The 17,614-nt window shown below is 39.1% G+C and carries 18 protein-coding genes; 10 read left to right on the forward strand and 8 right to left on the reverse strand.

Annotated features, from left to right (window positions below; all coding sequences use genetic code 11):
* Positions 1-95: IS3 family transposase (locus tag FJR73_RS08835; RefSeq protein ID WP_140834408.1), on the forward strand; the 95-nt coding region annotated here is incomplete at its 5' end.
* 61 nt (positions 96-156) lie between these two features.
* On the opposite strand, the gene FJR73_RS08840 is transcribed toward FJR73_RS08835, so the two are convergent.
* The 3 genes from FJR73_RS08840 to FJR73_RS08850 form a co-directional block, all read right to left on the reverse strand.
* The gene (locus FJR73_RS08840) at positions 157-1,668 is read right to left on the reverse strand and encodes an ABC transporter ATP-binding protein (RefSeq protein ID WP_070478505.1); all 1,512 of its coding nucleotides are present in this window, start codon (positions 1,666-1,668) and stop codon (positions 157-159) included.
* 790 nt (positions 1,669-2,458) lie between these two features.
* Complete coding sequence (locus FJR73_RS08845; protein ID WP_140834531.1) at positions 2,459-3,433, reverse strand: HAMP domain-containing histidine kinase; 975 nt, start codon at positions 3,431-3,433, stop codon at positions 2,459-2,461.
* Complete coding sequence (locus tag FJR73_RS08850; protein WP_000548989.1) at positions 3,426-4,103, reverse strand: response regulator transcription factor; 678 nt, start codon at positions 4,101-4,103, stop codon at positions 3,426-3,428. The genes FJR73_RS08845 and FJR73_RS08850 overlap by 8 nt, the downstream gene beginning before the upstream one ends.
* Before the next feature lie 407 nt (positions 4,104-4,510).
* Here FJR73_RS08850 and FJR73_RS08855 point away from each other — a divergent pair, with 407 nt between their 5' ends.
* From FJR73_RS08855 to FJR73_RS08865, 3 genes are all read left to right on the forward strand, one after another.
* Positions 4,511-5,080, forward strand: coding sequence for a TetR/AcrR family transcriptional regulator (locus tag FJR73_RS08855; RefSeq protein ID WP_100207726.1), 570 nt, complete (start codon positions 4,511-4,513; stop codon positions 5,078-5,080).
* 88 nt (positions 5,081-5,168) lie between these two features.
* The gene (locus tag FJR73_RS08860) at positions 5,169-5,945 is read left to right on the forward strand and encodes a ferredoxin reductase (protein WP_140834533.1); all 777 of its coding nucleotides are present in this window, start codon (positions 5,169-5,171) and stop codon (positions 5,943-5,945) included.
* 123 nt (positions 5,946-6,068) lie between these two features.
* Positions 6,069-7,142 carry a DUF2974 domain-containing protein gene (locus FJR73_RS08865; protein WP_140834534.1) on the forward strand — a complete coding sequence of 358 codons (1,074 nt, stop codon included), beginning with the start codon at positions 6,069-6,071 and terminating at the stop codon, positions 7,140-7,142.
* 87 nt (positions 7,143-7,229) lie between these two features.
* Here FJR73_RS08865 and FJR73_RS08870 read toward each other — a convergent pair whose 3' ends face one another.
* The 3 genes from FJR73_RS08870 to FJR73_RS08880 form a co-directional block, all read right to left on the reverse strand.
* Positions 7,230-8,252 carry a YdcF family protein gene (locus tag FJR73_RS08870; RefSeq protein ID WP_140834536.1) on the reverse strand — a complete coding sequence of 341 codons (1,023 nt, stop codon included), beginning with the start codon at positions 8,250-8,252 and terminating at the stop codon, positions 7,230-7,232.
* Positions 8,253-8,320: 68 nt separating this feature from the next.
* On the reverse strand, positions 8,321-8,758 hold the full coding sequence (locus FJR73_RS08875; protein WP_140834537.1) for an Rrf2 family transcriptional regulator: 438 nt from the start codon (positions 8,756-8,758) through the stop codon (positions 8,321-8,323).
* A 75-nt stretch (positions 8,759-8,833) separates the two neighbouring features.
* Positions 8,834-9,676 carry a metallophosphoesterase gene (locus FJR73_RS08880; RefSeq protein ID WP_181146632.1) on the reverse strand — a complete coding sequence of 281 codons (843 nt, stop codon included), beginning with the start codon at positions 9,674-9,676 and terminating at the stop codon, positions 8,834-8,836.
* 111 nt (positions 9,677-9,787) lie between these two features.
* Between FJR73_RS08880 and FJR73_RS08885 the strand changes: the two genes are divergently transcribed.
* From FJR73_RS08885 to FJR73_RS08905, 4 genes are all read left to right on the forward strand, one after another.
* Complete coding sequence (locus FJR73_RS08885; RefSeq protein ID WP_140834539.1) at positions 9,788-10,438, forward strand: metal-dependent transcriptional regulator; 651 nt, start codon at positions 9,788-9,790, stop codon at positions 10,436-10,438.
* A gap of 117 nt (positions 10,439-10,555) precedes the next feature.
* The gene (locus tag FJR73_RS08895; protein ID WP_181146633.1) at positions 10,556-11,266 is read left to right on the forward strand and encodes a nicotinamide mononucleotide transporter; all 711 of its coding nucleotides are present in this window, start codon (positions 10,556-10,558) and stop codon (positions 11,264-11,266) included.
* 119 nt (positions 11,267-11,385) lie between these two features.
* Positions 11,386-11,799 carry a hypothetical protein gene (locus tag FJR73_RS08900; protein ID WP_140834540.1) on the forward strand — a complete coding sequence of 138 codons (414 nt, stop codon included), beginning with the start codon at positions 11,386-11,388 and terminating at the stop codon, positions 11,797-11,799.
* 18 nt (positions 11,800-11,817) lie between these two features.
* Complete coding sequence (locus FJR73_RS08905) at positions 11,818-12,231, forward strand: hypothetical protein (RefSeq protein WP_140834541.1); 414 nt, start codon at positions 11,818-11,820, stop codon at positions 12,229-12,231.
* Between the two features lie 38 nt (positions 12,232-12,269).
* Here the strand turns inward: FJR73_RS08905 and dtd are convergent, their stop codons facing one another.
* Complete coding sequence (gene dtd / locus FJR73_RS08910; RefSeq protein ID WP_140834542.1) at positions 12,270-12,713, reverse strand: D-aminoacyl-tRNA deacylase; 444 nt, start codon at positions 12,711-12,713, stop codon at positions 12,270-12,272.
* Positions 12,714-12,742: 29 nt separating this feature from the next.
* On the reverse strand, positions 12,743-14,965 hold the full coding sequence (locus FJR73_RS08915; RefSeq protein WP_140834543.1) for a bifunctional (p)ppGpp synthetase/guanosine-3',5'-bis(diphosphate) 3'-pyrophosphohydrolase: 2,223 nt from the start codon (positions 14,963-14,965) through the stop codon (positions 12,743-12,745).
* Between the two features lie 325 nt (positions 14,966-15,290).
* Between FJR73_RS08915 and FJR73_RS08920 the strand changes: the two genes are divergently transcribed.
* Together FJR73_RS08920 and FJR73_RS08925 are read left to right on the forward strand one after the other, a co-directional pair.
* Positions 15,291-16,724 (forward strand): N-acetylmuramoyl-L-alanine amidase, encoded by a 1,434-nt coding sequence (locus FJR73_RS08920; RefSeq protein ID WP_140834544.1) that lies wholly within the window; start codon positions 15,291-15,293, stop codon positions 16,722-16,724.
* A gap of 143 nt (positions 16,725-16,867) precedes the next feature.
* Complete coding sequence (locus FJR73_RS08925; protein ID WP_125451381.1) at positions 16,868-17,497, forward strand: MBL fold metallo-hydrolase; 630 nt, start codon at positions 16,868-16,870, stop codon at positions 17,495-17,497.
* The last annotated feature ends 117 nt before the right edge of the window (positions 17,498-17,614 follow it).

Raw genomic sequence — 17,614 nt, forward strand, 5'->3', positions numbered from 1 at the left:
TTGTAGACTATATTGATTACTACAACAATAAACGAATTAAGGTAAAACTAAAAGGACTCAGTCCTGTGCAATACAGAACTAAATCCTTCGGATAAATTGATTGTCTAACTTTTTGGGGTCAGTACAATACTATGCGTTTTATTCTTTATAATTTAGCTATTTCAAAATTACAAGTTCTCCATTCTTAATTTCCCAAACTTGGTCAAACTTACTTAATAATTCGTTTTGGCGATGTAAAGTAACAATGACGGCACTTGGTAGTTCCAGAACTCTTTCCAATTCCATTTTAAACTGATTAGTATCCAAGGCAGAGAAAGGTTCGTCTAGGATAAGCAATGGATTTTTACGATTTTTCTCACGATTTAAATACATTCGTTGTTGCTGACCACCTGACAGGGATTGTGGTGGAATTTTTTCAAAATCTTCTTCTCTGAATTTTTCATTGAAACTATTGAATAGCGTTACATTATTTTCATAACTTGAAATAAATGTATGTTCTTGTTGCAGAATCATACCGAATCTTCCCCAAAGATGGTCCAAAACAAGCCCATCTAGCACAATTTGTCCTTCAAAATCTTCATCTGTTCCATTTAAAATGTTGAGAAGACTACTTTTTCCAGACCCATTCTTACCAATAAGCGCAATTTTATCCCCTTTTTGAATCGTAGCGGAAGTAATTATCAATTTTGATTCTCCCAGTTGTTTGGAAATATTTTTCAAAATAATCGTATCAAAAGAATGTTGAGGTGCTTGAACTGAAACGGGTCTCCCAACAATGTTTTGAAAACTCTTGATTACAGGCTTTACGGACTCTAACATTTGTAAATCATAAAGGATTTCCTGTATTGGTTCAGAAAAAGCATTAATATATCCGAAACTCGCCACCACCTCAGGAATACCGAGTTGCTGGTGAGATAGAGAGTAGGCTAAATAAATAAACAGAACAAGACTAATGAATTCAAAAGAAACACCTGTCAATAAGATGCCAGTAATTTTTGTCAAACCATACTTAAAATACTTATCCTGCAAATTCTTTAGAGAACTCTTTTGTTGATTCAAAAAATGCGACATAGTTAGTTTATTTACCAAATGATGTCCCATGAGCAAATCCTCCAAAGTTCGATAGTAATCTCCTTGTTTTTTCAAGTAAACCTGTCTGCGATTAGCGGTCAACTTCCCAACGATTTTAGGAATTTGAATACTAATTCCAGTAGAAAAGATTAAAATCAATGATACAATAGGATTAATTGTTCTGCTAATAATGAAAGCGTAAATGATGATACGTAAAATTTGTTTGATAAAACTCATCAATGGAGGAAGGTAATCCTTTTCCAACGAATCTAGGTCATTAGATTGATAGGAAATATACTCTGCTACTGTTTTCTGCTTGAAATCGTGGTGACTGAGTCCCAGAAGTGAACGAAACCACTCATTTTTCAAAGTAGTCGAAAAGATAATCCCCTGCTTCCAATCAAGTATCATTTGGATATAGTTACAACTCAAATAGCCAGCCACTGACATAGAGTAACCATATAGAGCTACTTGATAATCCCCTTTGATTAATGCCTGCGTGAAATACGGTAACAAAGCTGTGCAGATATTCGATACTACACCAAAAAGAAAATTAAAGAAGAGATACCATCTAATAGTTTTAAGATATGGTAGCATATACGATACTCCTTGCTAATGCGTTTTTTTACATATCGCAGAACAATCTCTACTATTCCCTATTTCAAATAGTGCGATACTCGGACATTGAGTGCAATAATTGTAAATCACACAAGTACTGCCGTTTTTACTATCATTCAAAATATAATTTGCTATTTTGTAAAATATAGGTCTATCCCATGTTTCTTTGATAGATGTAAAATGAATATTTCCAATACTTCTATTGAAAGTAAGCTTTTTCTAACGATTTAGGCTATTTCGTGACACACCCAAAATCCGTGAAAATTCTGGTTATATCAGATTATGTGATTTTCGTAAGAATTTTATATTGTCTCCAATCATGGCAGTCTCCTTTTACTTGATAAAACTATTATAACATTTAGAAATTAAAAACTGGTTCAAAATTAATAGAATGTGTGTATTCGATACATTCAATAAATTCTTGGAAACAGTTCTACACCAGTTATACAAATCTATATACACCTATCTCATTCAAAATAAAAAGAAAGCTGCAGTTCTTTTAATCCTGTATCAACGATTCATTCTGAAATCGAATAGGAGACATTTCCCAAGTCTACAATTCACTTCATCTCAAATTAATTTTTGTAATTCACCCTTAGTTTATAGATTTTATGCTCAACAAAAGTATAAAGCATACAAAACTTCACTTTGAACCAGTATTTATACTATATTCCGTATTAAAAATTCTATTATTGGTTTTGTAAAAAACAGTCTTCAAATATCCTGAAATATAGCAAAAAGAGATTGGGTAAAAACTCATTGTCTCTTCTCACTCAAGGACTAGGTTCACTTGAGCAAACTGAATCCGTACTGTCGTTCCTTTTCCAACCTCAGACTCGATACGAATCTGGTGCCCCAGTTCTTCAGAAATTTTCTTAGATAGGTAAAGTCCAAGTCCAGATGACTGCTGAGTTAGGCGTCCATTATACCCCGAAAATCCACGTTCAAATACTCGGAGGACATCACTGTTTTTTATCCCGATTCCTGTATCCTTGATACAGAGTTCCTGGCCCTCCATATAAATCTCCAGACCACCTTCCTTGGTGTACTTGAGACTATTTGAGATAATTTGTTCAATGACCACTAGTAGCCACTTCTTATCCGTCACGATTTCTTTATCAAGGTCATGTAGATTGACATTTAAGCCTTTTTGAATAAAGAAAAGAGCATATTTACGAATTATTTCCTTGACCAAGTCCTCAATTTGAACCTGCTTTAAGACCAAATCATCATGGAAACTTTCTAAACGCAGGTACTGTAAAACTAGATTGGTATAGGAGTCAATCTTGAAAATTTCCTGTTCTAATTGCTGCTTCAGTTGGCGATCAACCACTTCTGCAACTAAGAGTTGACTGGCTGCAATGGGGGTCTTAATCTGGTGCACCCACAAGGTATAGTAATCCAGCAAATCCGTCAGTTTTCTTTCTGAATCTGACCTCTGCTGATAGAATTCCATCTCACGCGCTTCTAATTTTTCTGCTAAAGCTATTTCCAAAGGAGACTGAGCTTCCCTCTCCCCATAGAGAATTTCCTGACGATAGACCTTCATTTCTACCAATATGTCCCAAGTGAAAAATAAGATTGTTACAAAGCAACACAGCAGGAAAAAGTAGAGAAAGTAAATTCCCAAACTGGCGAATAAAAACTGAAAGAGCAAAACCAGAAATGCCAAAGAAAGCAGATAGACAAACAAACGACTACGGGAGCGCAGATAGGCTAGAAAAAATTGTTTCCAATCAAGCATGCTTCAATCCGTACCCTATTCCTTTCTTGGTCTCAATAAATCCTACCAAGCCCTGCTCTTCCAATTTTTTACGCAAACGAGCCACATTAACAGAGAGGGTATTATCATCAATGAAAAAGTCACTGTTCCAAAGTTCCCGCATGAGGTCGTCACGCGCTACGATATTGCCTGCGTGTTCAAATAAAACGTGTAAAATCTGAAACTCATTCTTGGTCAAATTCAAGACTTGCCCTTGATAATGTAAATCCATTGATTTGGTATTGAGGATAACACCAGCATATTCCAGTAAACTTTCGTCACGCCCAAACTCATAGGAACGACGCAACAAGCCCTGAACCTTGGCTAGAAGAACCTGCTGGTCAAAAGGCTTGGTCACAAAGTCATCCGCCCCCATATTGATTGCCATGACAATATCCATAGCCTGGTCTCTCGAAGACAGAAACATGATGGGTACCTTGGAAATCTTGCGAATCTCCTGACACCAGTGATAGCCATTAAATAAGGGCAAGCCAATATCCATAAGGACCAGATGAGGTTCCGATTGGACAAAAAGACTCAAAACTTCCATAAAGTCTTCTACCAGAACCACTTCAAATCCCCATTCAGAGAGCATTTTCCCGACCTGTTGACGAATAACCTGATCATCTTCTACTAGTAAAATCTTGTGCATCTGATTCTCCTTTGCTAATTTTAGGAGTCTTAAATCCTTTAGTATAAATAGAGGGCTTAGTATCTAATACTTTTTTGACATTTCCTTGTCACAACAGCTCAAAGACAGATAGTGAATAACCCCATTGATATCATACCTTATTTTCAGACATAGTGCCAGCCCTACCCTTTTATTTTTAATTTTTTCAACCTTCATTTCAGTTCTTTTATACATCCCCTTAACCAAAATTTATATCTATTCTTCCAAACCTTGAGTGTAGTTAAAACGACACTCTATCTCTTCTAACATTGAAAAGCTCCTTATCGAGTGGTATCCGTAAAAAGTTCTAGCTTTCAGATTGACAATCTGAAAAAGATTTGTTAAGATATGAATGAACAAGTTTTAATATTCATTCATAAAAGAGGTGAATCAAATTGGACAAAAAACAGGCTTTGAAATCCGCAGCTTATGAAGTTTTTTCAAAAAAAGGATACAAGGCGACAGGAATTTCAGAAATTGCTAGACAAGCTCATATGGCAGTCGGATCTTTTTATAACTATTACGAAAGTAAAGAGGCTATTTTTTTAGATATTTACATTGATGAAAACAACCGTGTTCGCCAAACTATGATCGAAGAACTGGATTGGGAAATTGATATGATTGATCTTATTAGTCAACTCTTTGCTCAATCCAGAGCACTCGTTTCTTCCAATAAAATCCTTGCAGAATGGTACAATCCTGCCATCGCAGATGAGTTACATAGCTACTATTCCTCAGAAGAAGGGAAAGTCACGAATCCATTTCATCAATTTCTCGTGAAAACCTTTACTCATCGTTTGCAGACTGAAGGTCATTCTCCAGAAAAAATTCAAAATATTTTACAAGTTTACAACCTATTTTACTACATGGATATGCATATCACAGAAAATGATTTTCCAGATATTAGCAAAACTGTAGAAATACTAGCAACCAACTTCATTAAAGGAATACTGAAATAAAGAAATCTTTTCTTTATTTTTTGGAAATTATTGAATGAAAAAAAATATTATTCATTCATAGAAAATTACTACACTATAGGAGTTAAAAATGAAACGAGGGAAAAAAATGTTCATAATTATTCTAACTACACTTGGAGTGCTCGGCTTTATATCTTGGGGAATCATTACCTATCTTGGACGAAGTCAAACTTTATCGATAAAATCCATTGAAAATCCCAGCGGAGATTTGTATTTAGTTCACATCACAAAACCAAAAAATCAAATATGGAAAGCTGGCTCCTATGCTCAGTTTAAGCTTTCTGACAGCTCGTTTGGTCCAGACAAAAGTCCAGTAAAGGAGGAACAGACTAGTCGATGGCTAACTCTTGCTTCCACTCCTGATGAGGACGAAATTCTTATTGTAACCCATAATAGTGGTAGCGTGTTTAAGGAAACCTTAACACATTTATCAGCTAGTAGTAAAATTGAGATGAGTTGGCTGGAGTCATCTTTATCTGTTAAAGACAATGACCAAGCACTGGTTTGTTTTGCCTCTGATGTCGGTATTTCTACTCTACGTCCAGTTGTGAAAGAGTGGGCTGGTAAGCGCTCCATCATTCTTAATCATTTAGACAAAGGAGTAAACATTTTTGATAATGAGTTAAGAGAGCTTAGTAAGAATAATCCGAATCTAACTTATAAAACTAGCGAAACCTTTTCTCAAAGCCAAACATTTTTAAAAAATGCGGTTGTGGAATACGGTAACCAAGCTATTTATCTCTTAACCGGCCAACCTGATGATATAAATGAGATGAAGAATTTCTTAAAAGAGAATGGGATTGACGACAAACAGATACAAACAAGTATGTTTAGAGGTTTGAAATAAAAGCAAACTGTCTTCTATGTGTCTGAATCATACCATTATAGGTCGGTATGTAGAGAGCTCGTACAAACCAACTAGTAAATTCTATGTGATTGTGATAAGATAAATAAAAAGAAAGGAGCTCTTATGGCCAATATTTTTGATTATATGAAAGATGTCGCATACGATTCCTTTTACGACTTTCCTTTAAATGAATTAGACATTCTAGCCTTAACAGAAGCTACCTACCTCACCTTTGATAATCTAGTCTCCGCAAGTCCTCAGCGACTTTTAGACCTGGCTCCTCAGGTTCCAAGGGAGTCCAACATGTTGACCAGCAAAAATCGTCTCCAATTATTGGATGAATTAGCTCAACACAAACGCTTCAAAAATTGCAAACTCTCCCATTTTATCAACGACATCGACCCTGAGCAGCAAAAGCAATTTGCAGCTATGACCTACCGCCTCACTCTCGACACCTATCTGATTGTCTTTCGTGGGACTGATGACAGTATCATTGGCTGGAAGGAAGATTTCCATCTGACCTATATGAAGGAAATTCCTGCTCAAAAGCACGCCCTTCGCTATTTAAAGAACTTTTTTGCCCACCATCCTAAGCAGAAGGTCATTCTGGCTGGGCATTCCAAGGGAGGAAATCTAGCCATCTATGCTGCTAGTCAAATTGAGAAAAACTTGCAAAATCAGATCACAGCAGTTTATACCTTTGATGCACCTGGTCTCCACAAAGAACTGACACAAACCGAGGGCTATCAAAGGATAATAGATAGAACCAAGGTCTTCATTCCACAAGGTTCCATCATCGGTATGATGTTGGAAATCCCTAATCACCAAATCATCGTGCACAGTACTGCCTTGGGTGGTATCGCCCAGCATGATACCTTTAGTTGGCAGATTGAGGACAAGCAGTTCGTTCAACTGGATAAGACCAACAGTGATAGCCAACAAGTCGACACAACCTTCAAGGAGTGGGTGGCCACAGTCCCTGACGAGGAACTCCAGCTCTACTTCGACCTCTTCTTTGGCACCATTCTTGATTCTGGTATTACTTCTATCAATGACCTATCTTCCTTCAAGGCACTTGAACACATTCATCATCTCTTCGTCCAAGCGCAATCCCTCACTCCAAAAGAAAGAGAAACCATGGGACGCCTTACCCAGTTATTGATTGATACCCGTTACCAAGCCTGGAAAAATAGATAATACTTTTGAAAATTAAATATATACAAAACAAAAGACCTAGAATACATACTTTCATGTGCATTCTAAGTCTTTTTAAATAGAATCTGACTACCAAATAATCCCTTTATAGGCTATCAAAATGAGGGCTGATAGCAGGACATAAAAGGCGAGGAAAAGCCATTTCATTTTGACACAGAGAGCTACGTACTCCCGAATAAAAGCAGATGGTATGTAGTAGCCTGCCGTCCTACATCCGAGGCCATCTCCCTTCATTTTTAACTTACGAGCATAGGTACTTGTTCTAAAGACATGATAATCATTTGTTACAAAGAGGAAACAAGGATTTTCAACAAATTGTTCTCCCACTTCTTTTGAAAACAATAAATTCTCATAGGTCGTTCTGGACTTGTCTTCAAGAAGAATGGATTCCATACTGACATCTGTCTCTTCTAAGATATAATTGCAAATAGCCTGCGCTTCAGAAATCTTCTCATCTCCCCCTTGACCACCACTTGCAATCAGTTTAACATTTGGATTAGGAGAAGCTCTGAATGCCTCGATTGCCTTATCAATCCGACGCTTGAGTAAGGGTGTCACTCTTTCTCCGTCTAACAAGCCAGCTCCATGAATAATGATAAAATCATAGCTTTTCTTTTTAGGAATAAACAAGTACAGGATAGAATAAAGCATAAATCCTGCAAAAGCAAAACCGAAAAGGAAATAAGAATAAGTCGTAAATAGAAATAGGAGATTCAGAAAGTGATTTGTAGAAAATAGCTCATTCCTATCCCACAATCTAAATGACATGATTCCAAAAAATATCAGGATAACAAAACCAAGTAACATAGAAAGATAATTAGCTTTTGAACGTCCTTCTCGTTTCAGTAGGATGACTCCATTATAGATTAAACAGAGCCCACTTAGAAAAAGCAAAAAAGGAAGGAAGACAAAGGTAAATACCAAAAAGAATAAGTGAACCTTTTCATATCCATTCTGATAAAAAAAATGGGCCACCGATAAATAGATTGAGATGAGAGACAATAAAAATAAGGCTGGATTCCAAAGACTTCTGTTATCTTTCCAAAATGAAAAGACAAATGCGGCTACAATAATTCCTGTAAAAAGATACATCAGTTCCTCCTTTTATAAGTAGATTTTATCATAATTATCCAAAGAGAAAAAGAGGGCATCTATCCCTCTCACTCCTTCATCTGACTCTCTGCATCAGCCACGACTTGTTCTAAACTGGTCTGACCAAGCTCTGCCTCCATAGCCAGCTGGATTCTCTCTAGTTTTTGATCCAAAACCTCATGAATATGAGCTCCGACTGGGCAATTTGGATTTGGATTGTCATGGAAACTAAAGAGTTGACCTGTCTTACCAAGACACTCAACCGCCTGATAAACATCGAAGAGACTAATGTCCTTTAGGTCCTTGACAATCTCTGTTCCTCCTGTTCCACGCGCTACTGAAATCAGCTCTGCCTTCTTCAACTGGGACAAGGTTTTTCTGATAATGACAGGGTTAACCCCGACACTAGCAGCCAGAAAATCACTGGTCACCTTGCTTTCCTTCCCCTTGAGGGCAATGATTATCAGCATATGAGTCGCAATGGTAAATCTACTTGGAATTTGCATACTCTTCTCCTTTTTACGAGGCTACCCTGCCTCTACTCTTCTTTTTCTATTATTATACCCTTTTTTGTTGTAATGTCAATCGTTACCACTTTTCAACCAGGCATCTAATTCCCTATCATAACCCTCTTTCTGAGCCAATTCTCTCAGAAATTCCTGATTATGAGTATGGTGGATACCATTGACCAGACTTTCATAATAAACCTCAAAATAGGGAAGTTTGAGATCTTTAGCTAGCTGCAATTCGGCTGCCACATCGTAGTCCACCCGTCGGAAGTCCATATCTACCAAGCCCTTATCATCAAACTCCAAAATCATATACTGGGCCCGTAGGTCCTTCCGCAACTGGGCATCTAGAAAGAAAGGTTGCCCAATCGAACCTGGATTGACAATCAATTGTCCACCAGTCCCGTAACGAAGCAACTGCTGGTGAATATGACCATAAACAGCAATATCACAAGGAGGATTGGTCACCAAGCGGTCAAAATCCTCTTGCGCTCCAGTATGAATCAACTCTCGCCCCCAGTTCTTATCAGGCAAATGATGACTAATTCCCACCGTCAAATCCCCAAACTGACGATGGATCTGGAGTGGTTGATTGTGGAGCAGTTCAATTTCTTCTAGGGAAATTTCCTCTAAAACATACTGGCACTGGCGTAAGAGATAACGTTGACTGGGACGAGTATTATCCAGTTCCTTACGAGTACCATACCACAGACTGTCTTCCCAGTTTCCCAAAACTCTAGCCGTAATCGGTAGTTGATCCAACAAGTCCAAAATCCTTCTACGACCTGTCCCTGGCATGAGAATATCTCCCAGAAGCCAGTATTCATCCACTCCTAGCTGCCGAGCATCTGCCAAAACAGCCTCCAAGGCGGTGGTATTTCCATGAATATCTGAAAGAAGAGCTATTTTTGTCATATCTATCTCCTCGTTTTTTCTCTTGCAATAAGTATAACATAAAAAGTCACAGCTAGAGAAATCTAGCTTTTTTTGATATACTAGATAAAGATATTAGACAAGAGGAAGCGAATGACCCCGAATAAAGAAGATTATCTAAAATGTATTTATGAAATTGGCATAGACCTGCATAAAATCACCAACAAAGAAATTGCAGCCCGCATGCAAGTTTCTCCCCCAGCCGTAACTGAAATGATTAAACGGATGAAGAGCGAAAACCTCATCCTTAAGGACAAGGAATGTGGCTATCTACTGACGGACCTAGGGCTTAAACTGGTCTCAGAACTCTACCGCAAACACCGCTTGATTGAAGTTTTTCTAGTCCATCATTTAGACTATACGAGTGATCAGATTCACGAGGAAGCTGAGGTCTTGGAACATACTGTCTCTGACCTCTTCGTGGAAAGACTGGATAAACTACTAGGATTCCCCAAGACCTGTCCCCATGGAGGCACCATTCCGGCCAAGGGAGAACTCCTGGTTGAAATCAATAACCTACCACTAGCTGATATCAAAGAAGCTGGATCTTACCGTTTGACTCGGGTGCACGATAGCTTTGACATTCTCCATTATCTGGACAAGCACTCACTTCACATCGGTGATTCACTCCAAGTCAAGCAGTTTGATGGCTTCAGCAACACCTTCACTATCCTTAGTAAAGACGAGGATTTACAAGTAAATATGGACATTGCAAAACAACTCTATGTCGAGAAAATCAACTAATTTCTCAAGTCCCCTACCAACCCTGAAAGTTTGATTTTCAGGGTTTTATTTCTATCATTTGATTTTACTTTCATTTAGTTGTAGAATATTTGTAAAAAAAGAAAGACATTTTAATATATGAAAAAATCACTAAAAATTTTTGCGACATCCAAATGGTTTGACCTCTTCGGGGTTGCTTTGGTCGTTGGAATTGCGATTGCATCTGGTTACCTCAACTCACGACTCGACAAATTTGTAGACTGGGGACCATGGACAGCTCTTGTTCCTTTTGGATTGATTTCCGTAACCAACGTTGGGATTTCCATGCTGTCCACTCGTTTTACAGGAAAATTAAGCAAATGGGGAAATTACTTTGGTATTGTTAATACCATTTTGTCCGGTGCTATTGATTATATCCTTGGAAATAAGGCGGCCATCATTACCTATCCTGTCACCTTCCTTATCTATACCTTTGCCATAAAGAAATGGGAAGCTTCGCAAGAAGGCAGACCCAACCAAATGAGCCAAAAACAACTAAAATTGGCGGCCATCATCATTTCCATCATTGCCTTCCTCTTTGCCTTTGTGACCAACTATATCGGATATGGGGGTAAGATGAATCTCCTTGCCTACGTGACAACGATTGCCTTTGCACTGTCCCTCATTGCCAATGCTTTAAACGCATTGAAACTGACAACTCAGTGGGGATTTTGGTTGATTTACAATTTTGTGCAGCTTACAAAAGCTGCTATTCAAGGAAACTTCGCCAATATCGGTAAATATATCTTTTATATCCTCAATGCAATTGGAGCTTTATTTGTCTGGAACGATGAAGAAGTGGAACAATAAGAGGGAAATCAAATAAAGAAGTCTAACAGAATCTCCTTACTAAAATTTTTTATCATTTTACTTGTAACTCCCATTGGTTTGGTGTAGAATAAAGTTAGATAAAAGAGGGAGGTCATCCTATGAAAAATCTCTTTAGACTCCATTTTACAGCAATTGCAGTCATGGATTTGCTACTATTTGCATTTTTTAGCACGAGACCCGAGACATCCTTGGAGTGGCTCCTGCTCTCTGGTTTTATTTTCCTCCTTGCTCAGGGACTCCTGCTATTTCGCTTGGTTTTCCGACTCAAACATCAATTCGCTGAGATTTATCCTCAAATCAATAAAAAGATTCGCTTCTACTATTTAGGAGTTCTCTCCATTGATTTTCTATTTTTTGTCCTTTTAGCCTTCGTTAGTTCTCATCGTTTTTCATCTCTTATGCCAATCGTCACTTCTTTCCATTCTACTTTTTATTATATGACGACTAACTATCTAAGAGACAACTATCCAGATTTTTACGACAAACACATCTCTTTATGGGAGTGCCTCTAAGGAAAAGGAGGTTTTAGCATGAAAAAAATCATCTACATCAAAACCATTCAACTCCTTGTCATCGATGGAATCATGCTGGCATTTTTGACATTTAAAGAAGGGCTTACTTGGGACTGGATTTTGATATACAGTGGTTGGCTCATTTTCTTTCATCCTGTACTATTGACCTATCTTTCCAACCAACTTTGTGACCACTTTAGTCAACTCTATTCCCAGATTAGACCTATATTCTGGCGTTTTGCCCTACAAATCCTCCTATGGGATTGCCTGATGATTCTCTCCTTGATATGTTTAAATGGTGTCCCACTTTTCCTTCAGGGAACTCTCCTAATCCTAGGACACCTCATTTCTTCCTATCGCATAAGCCAAAGCCTGAAACAAGATTTCCCCAAAACCTATCAAGAACCGATTTCATTTTGGAGTATTTTATGATAGATGAGAAAAACCAAGCCAGCTGGGCTTGGTCTTTCTTATCTATTTTTGGTATCAAGGATAATGGTAACTGGTCCGTCATTGACCAGCTCAACCTGCATATCCGCTCCAAAGACGCCTGTCTGAACAGGCACTTCTTGCGCTAATTTTTGATTGAAAGCATCATAGAAATCTGATGCCATATCAGGCTTGGCTGCGCCTGTAAAAGCTGGACGATTGCCTTTCTTAGTATCCGCAAAAAGGGTAAACTGAGAAATAGAAAGGATTTGTCCCTCGATATCTTTAACAGACAGATTCATCTTGCCTTCTGCGTCTGAAAAAATCCGCATATTGACAAGCTTTCTCACGGCATAGTCCAAATCTTCCTCTTGGTCCTCTGGTCCAACACCAACCAGCAATAAGAGCCCTTGCTGAATTTTCCCCTGAACCTGACCTTGAATACTGACTTGGGCTTTTTTAACCCGTTGGATAATGATTTTCATAATCGCCTTTCTAGTAAGAACTCAGACCATTAGCCATTGGTCCGTTTGACAGAGTAAACTTCTGGCACACTCTTAATCTTGTCCACGACCGTAGTCAGTGTAGAGAGGTTGGCAATGCCGAAGGACACATGGATATTAGCAAATTTCATATCCTTGGTTGGTTGTGCGTTGACTGTTGAGATATTTTTGGTTGTGTTTGAAAGAACTTGCAGTACATCGTTCAATAGTCCTGTACGGTTGAGACCATAGATATCGATATGGGCCATATACTCCTTATTTGAGTTTGAGTACTGGTCTTCCCATTCCACATCAAGGAGACGTTGCTCGTAGTTTTCTTGGGCGCGCAGGTTCATACAGTCCACACGGTGAATAGCCACACCACGCCCTTTGGTGATATAGCCGACAATATCATCACCAGGAACTGGATTACAGCATTTGGCAATCCGCACTAGGAGACCTGAGGCACCTTCAATGACCACACCACCCTCATGCTTAACCTTGAGGGTTTCTTTATTTTCAACCTTGACTTCTCCACCTTTGACAAGTTCTTCTGCTTCAGCCTTGGCCTTAGCACGTTCTTCTTCACGGCGTTCCTTTTCAGTCAAACGGTTAAAGACAGTAATTGCACCTATTTCCCCAAAACCAATTGCCGCAAAGAGAGATTCCTCTGTCTTGTAGCTAGTCTTTTGTAGAACTTGATCCATGTGGCGCTTGTCCATGAATTTATTGGCCACATAGCCATTTTCTTGGAACTGAGCCATCAACATTTCACGACCCTTGTTGACAGACAATTCCTTATCTTGATTTTTAAAGAACTGACGAATCTTGTTACGCGCCTTGCTGGTCTTGACCATGTTAAGCCAATCACGGCTTGGCCCAAAGGAGTTGGGGTTGGTGACAATTTCAACCTGATCCCCTGTCTTGAGCTTGGTTGTCAGGGGAACCATACGACCATTGACCTTGGCACCAGTTGCTTTTTCCCCGACTTTTGTATGGATTTCGTAGGCAAAGTCAATCGGTCCTGAATCTTTTGGAAGAGAGCGGACAGCTCCATCTGGGGTAAAGACATAAATCTCCTCAGCCAGATAGTTTTCCTTAACTGAATCGACAAATTCCTTGGCATCATCAGCCTGGTCTTGGAGCTCCATCATCTCCTTGATCCAGTTCATCCCAATAGCTGATTCCTTGCTGTTAACCTGCCCCTTAATGCCTTTCTTATAAGCCCAGTGAGCCGCAACCCCGTACTCAGCCACCTCATGCATGGCCTTGGTCCGAATCTGGAATTCAATCGGCCCTTTTGGCCCATAGACAGTCGTATGGATAGACTGGTAACCATTGGCCTTGCGATTAGCGATGTAGTCTTTAAAGCGACCAGGCATGGGTTTCCAAAGCTCATGAACATAACCAAGCATGGCATAGACATCACTTTGGGTATCCAAAATACAACGAATGGCAATCAGGTCATAGATTTCCTCAAACCGTTTTCTCTTATCCTGCATTTTGCGGAAAATAGAGTAAATATGCTTGGGACGACCGTAAATCTTCCCATTTAGATGACGATCTGTCGTATAGTTTTCTAATTTTGTGACTACCTCATCCACCAATGCTTCACGCTCTCTGCGCTTTTCCTTCATCATATGGGTAATCTTGTAAAACTCCGTTGGATTGAGATAACGGAAAGATAAGTCTTCCAATTCCCATTTGACACTGGAAATCCCCAAACGATGGGCAAGCGGGGCATAGATTTCCATAGTTTCTTTGGAAATGCGCTCCTGCTTGTCTTTTCGGAGGTGTTTAAGCGTCCGCATATTGTGCAAGCGATCTGACAGTTTGACCAAGATAGCACGGATGTCCTCAGACATGGCCATGAGCATCTTGCGATGATTTTCCGCTAATTGCTCCTCGATCGATTTGTACTCGACCTTACCAAGCTTGGTAACCCCATCGACGATTACCCGCACATCAGGACCAAACTCTCTTTCCAAATCGTCCAAGGTCGCATCAGTATCTTCCACCACATCATGCAAGAAACCACAAGCTACCGTTACAGCATCCAGCTTGAGTTTGGCTAAAATACCTGCCACTTGGATAGGGTGAATGATATAAGGCTCGCCTGATTTGCGGTATTGACCACTGTGGCAATCCACCGCATAGACCAAGGCTTTATGTACAAAAGCAACATCCTCTTCCGTTAAATATTCTTTGGTTAAAGCGACAACTTCTTCGCCTGTTAAATTCACTTCTTTTGGCATCTCTACTCTCCAATTCTTCCTACCATTTTATCACTTTTTTAATAATATGAAAACTAGAAAAGAGGATTCTAAAGCTTATTCAGTTGTTGGGAAGAAGGATAACATAAGATTCACACTAAAACAACAAATTTATCTAGCTCTTCATCTAACTTTGTTTTGATATTGACTGCGTTAAAAGTTAGTGAAATGAAAATACTTTCTTCTTTTTCAATAAGAAAAGATTTGATATTTTAGTAATTTTCTAACTTTTTTAGTGTATAATAGTAATATGAACAATTTTTTACGATAATTACTAAATTTTCATCTCTCTAGAAAGGCAAATAACATGAATTCATACAAAAGACTGACACTTTTAGCTTTGACTGTTCTTGGCTTATCCAGCCAAGTCGTTTTGGCTGACGATACGAGTCATTTCACTACTAATCCTATCACTAGTTCGACCAGTAGTTCAACTAATATTTCCACTAGCAATTCTACTAGTAGTTCTCAAGCTAGTACAGAAAATTCGTCAAGTATAGCTAGTTCAAGTGAGCAAGAAAGCAAACCTTCTCTTTCCAGGGAAACTAAACCTAATCAACCTATACAAACTGGCTGGGTAAAAGAGGGGAACAAGTGGACGTTTTATAGTCAAACTGGGGTCAAATTTACAGATACCCTCTATGATGGTTATTTCTTTGATAGTCATGGATACTTGCTTGAAAACAGCTGGTACCAAATGGGAAATAATTGGTACTATATCAATGGTTCAGGTAAATATTTATCCAACCAATGGAGCCAAATCAATGGCAAGTGGTATGCTTTTGATGGCTACGGTAGAATGTTGGCCAATGTCTGGAAGGGCGATTACTACCTCAAATCCAGCGGTGCCATGGCAGATAAGGAATGGGTCTACGACCAAAGCTACTCTAGTTGGTTTTACCTCAAATCTGGCGGACGCTACGCCCAAAAACAATGGATTGGTTCCTACTACCTCAAATCTGGTGGCTACATGGCCCACAAGGAATGGATTTATGACCCAGACTATCAAGCTTGGTACTATCTTAAGGACGATGGTGTATATGTCACAGGAACCTATGCAGTGGATGGCAAAAACCAGCTCTTCCAAGGAAATGGAAAATGGGTTCGTGAATTAGCACAAGGTTTTCAAAAAGGACATTACTCTAAAACTATTTTTCTAGATCCAGGACACGGTGGTAAGGATCGAGGTGCTTATTATTATGGCATAGCTGAGAAAGAATTGAACCTACAAGTTTACCGTAAATTACGTAAACGATTAGAAGGTCTAGGCTACACCGTTCTTACCTCTCGAGATAGCGATGTAGATGTTGATTTTATTACCGAACGTTCTCGTATGGTAAACAAGACTAATGCTGACTTTTTCATCAGCCTTCATTTCAATGCAAAAGGAAATGATACAACCGTTAATCTAGGTATACAAACCTATTCTTACAAGGAAGAACCTGGCTTCCCTAGCAAGATTAATAAGGATTGGCATAATAATCCTGATCGGATAAGTGAAAGTAATCGTCTCGCAGCTGATATCCATTCTTCACTTCTAGCCGAGACTGGAGCTAGGGATGCCGGACTTTTGCAAGCAACCTTTGCTGTTCTACGTGAAACAGCTAAACCAGCTGTTTTGCTAGAGATGGGATATATGGATAATCCAGAAGAAAACAAAAAAATCCGTAGTAGTGAATACCAAGATAAACTGGTTGAAGGGATTGTCAAGGGAATTCAAAAATATTACGCAGGAAATTAAAGCAATTTAAGCCTCGAACTCATTCGGGGCTTATTTTTCTTATCCAAACTGTATTCTTCTTTCTAGAATTATTTCCTTTTTATGCTTATTCTCCCCAACTGTGCTATACTTAATTTAGTACATTCTTTGAGATTGGAGCCAATATGAAAATCCATAAAACTGTGAATCCCGTTGCCTATGAAAACACCTATTACCTAGAAGGTGAAAAGCACCTCATCGTTGTCGATCCTGGTAGCCATTGGGAAGCCATTCGTCATACAATCGAGAAGATCAACAAACCGATCTGTGCCATTCTATTGACCCACGCCCATTATGACCATATCATGAGTCTGGACCTAGTTCGCGAAACTTTTGGCAATCCTCCTGTCTATATCGCAGAGAGCGAAGCTAGCTGGCTCTACACTCCTGTCGATAATCTCTCTGGGCTTCCTCGTCACGATGATATGGCAGATGTGGTTGCAAAACCAGCTGAACACACCTTTGTCTTTCATGAGGAATATCAATTAGAGGAATTTCGTTTCACCGTCTTGCCAACACCAGGTCACTCTATCGGTGGTGTTTCTATCGTCTTTCCTGATGCTCACCTAGTCTTGACAGGAGATGCTTTGTTCCGTGAAACTATCGGGCGGACCGACCTTCCAACTGGTAGTATGGAGCAACTTCTCCATAGTATCCAAACCCAACTTTTCACCCTACCAAACTACGATGTCTATCCAGGGCATGGTCCTGCTACTACTATTGCTCACGAAAAGACCTTCAATCCCTTTTTCTAATAAAATGATGACAATCAATTTCGCAATTTAATACTCAATGAAAAACAAAGAGCAAACTAGGAAACTAGCCGCAGGTTACTCAAAGAACCGCTTTGAGATTGCAGATAAAGCTGACGT

Origin of the sequence: Streptococcus sp. D2, from assembly GCF_006385825.1 — a bacterium.
In the GTDB taxonomy this organism is placed as follows: domain Bacteria; phylum Bacillota; class Bacilli; order Lactobacillales; family Streptococcaceae; genus Streptococcus; species Streptococcus shenyangsis.

Coding starts and splice junctions, on each gene's coding strand:
- FJR73_RS08840 (WP_070478505.1), bottom strand. CDS start 1,668: ATGCTACCATATCTTAAAACTATTAGATGGTATCTCTTCTTTAATTTT.
- FJR73_RS08845 (WP_140834531.1), bottom strand. CDS start 3,433: ATGCTTGATTGGAAACAATTTTTTCTAGCCTATCTGCGCTCCCGTAGT.
- FJR73_RS08850 (WP_000548989.1), bottom strand. CDS start 4,103: ATGCACAAGATTTTACTAGTAGAAGATGATCAGGTTATTCGTCAACAG.
- FJR73_RS08860 (WP_140834533.1), top strand. CDS start 5,169: ATGAAACGAGGGAAAAAAATGTTCATAATTATTCTAACTACACTTGGA.
- FJR73_RS08865 (WP_140834534.1), top strand. CDS start 6,069: ATGGCCAATATTTTTGATTATATGAAAGATGTCGCATACGATTCCTTT.
- FJR73_RS08870 (WP_140834536.1), bottom strand. CDS start 8,252: ATGTATCTTTTTACAGGAATTATTGTAGCCGCATTTGTCTTTTCATTT.
- FJR73_RS08875 (WP_140834537.1), bottom strand. CDS start 8,758: ATGCAAATTCCAAGTAGATTTACCATTGCGACTCATATGCTGATAATC.
- FJR73_RS08880 (WP_181146632.1), bottom strand. CDS start 9,676: ATGACAAAAATAGCTCTTCTTTCAGATATTCATGGAAATACCACCGCC.
- FJR73_RS08885 (WP_140834539.1), top strand. CDS start 9,788: ATGACCCCGAATAAAGAAGATTATCTAAAATGTATTTATGAAATTGGC.
- FJR73_RS08895 (WP_181146633.1), top strand. CDS start 10,556: ATGAAAAAATCACTAAAAATTTTTGCGACATCCAAATGGTTTGACCTC.
- FJR73_RS08900 (WP_140834540.1), top strand. CDS start 11,386: ATGAAAAATCTCTTTAGACTCCATTTTACAGCAATTGCAGTCATGGAT.
- FJR73_RS08905 (WP_140834541.1), top strand. CDS start 11,818: ATGAAAAAAATCATCTACATCAAAACCATTCAACTCCTTGTCATCGAT.
- dtd (WP_140834542.1), bottom strand. CDS start 12,713: ATGAAAATCATTATCCAACGGGTTAAAAAAGCCCAAGTCAGTATTCAA.
- FJR73_RS08915 (WP_140834543.1), bottom strand. CDS start 14,965: ATGCCAAAAGAAGTGAATTTAACAGGCGAAGAAGTTGTCGCTTTAACC.
- FJR73_RS08920 (WP_140834544.1), top strand. CDS start 15,291: ATGAATTCATACAAAAGACTGACACTTTTAGCTTTGACTGTTCTTGGC.
- FJR73_RS08925 (WP_125451381.1), top strand. CDS start 16,868: ATGAAAATCCATAAAACTGTGAATCCCGTTGCCTATGAAAACACCTAT.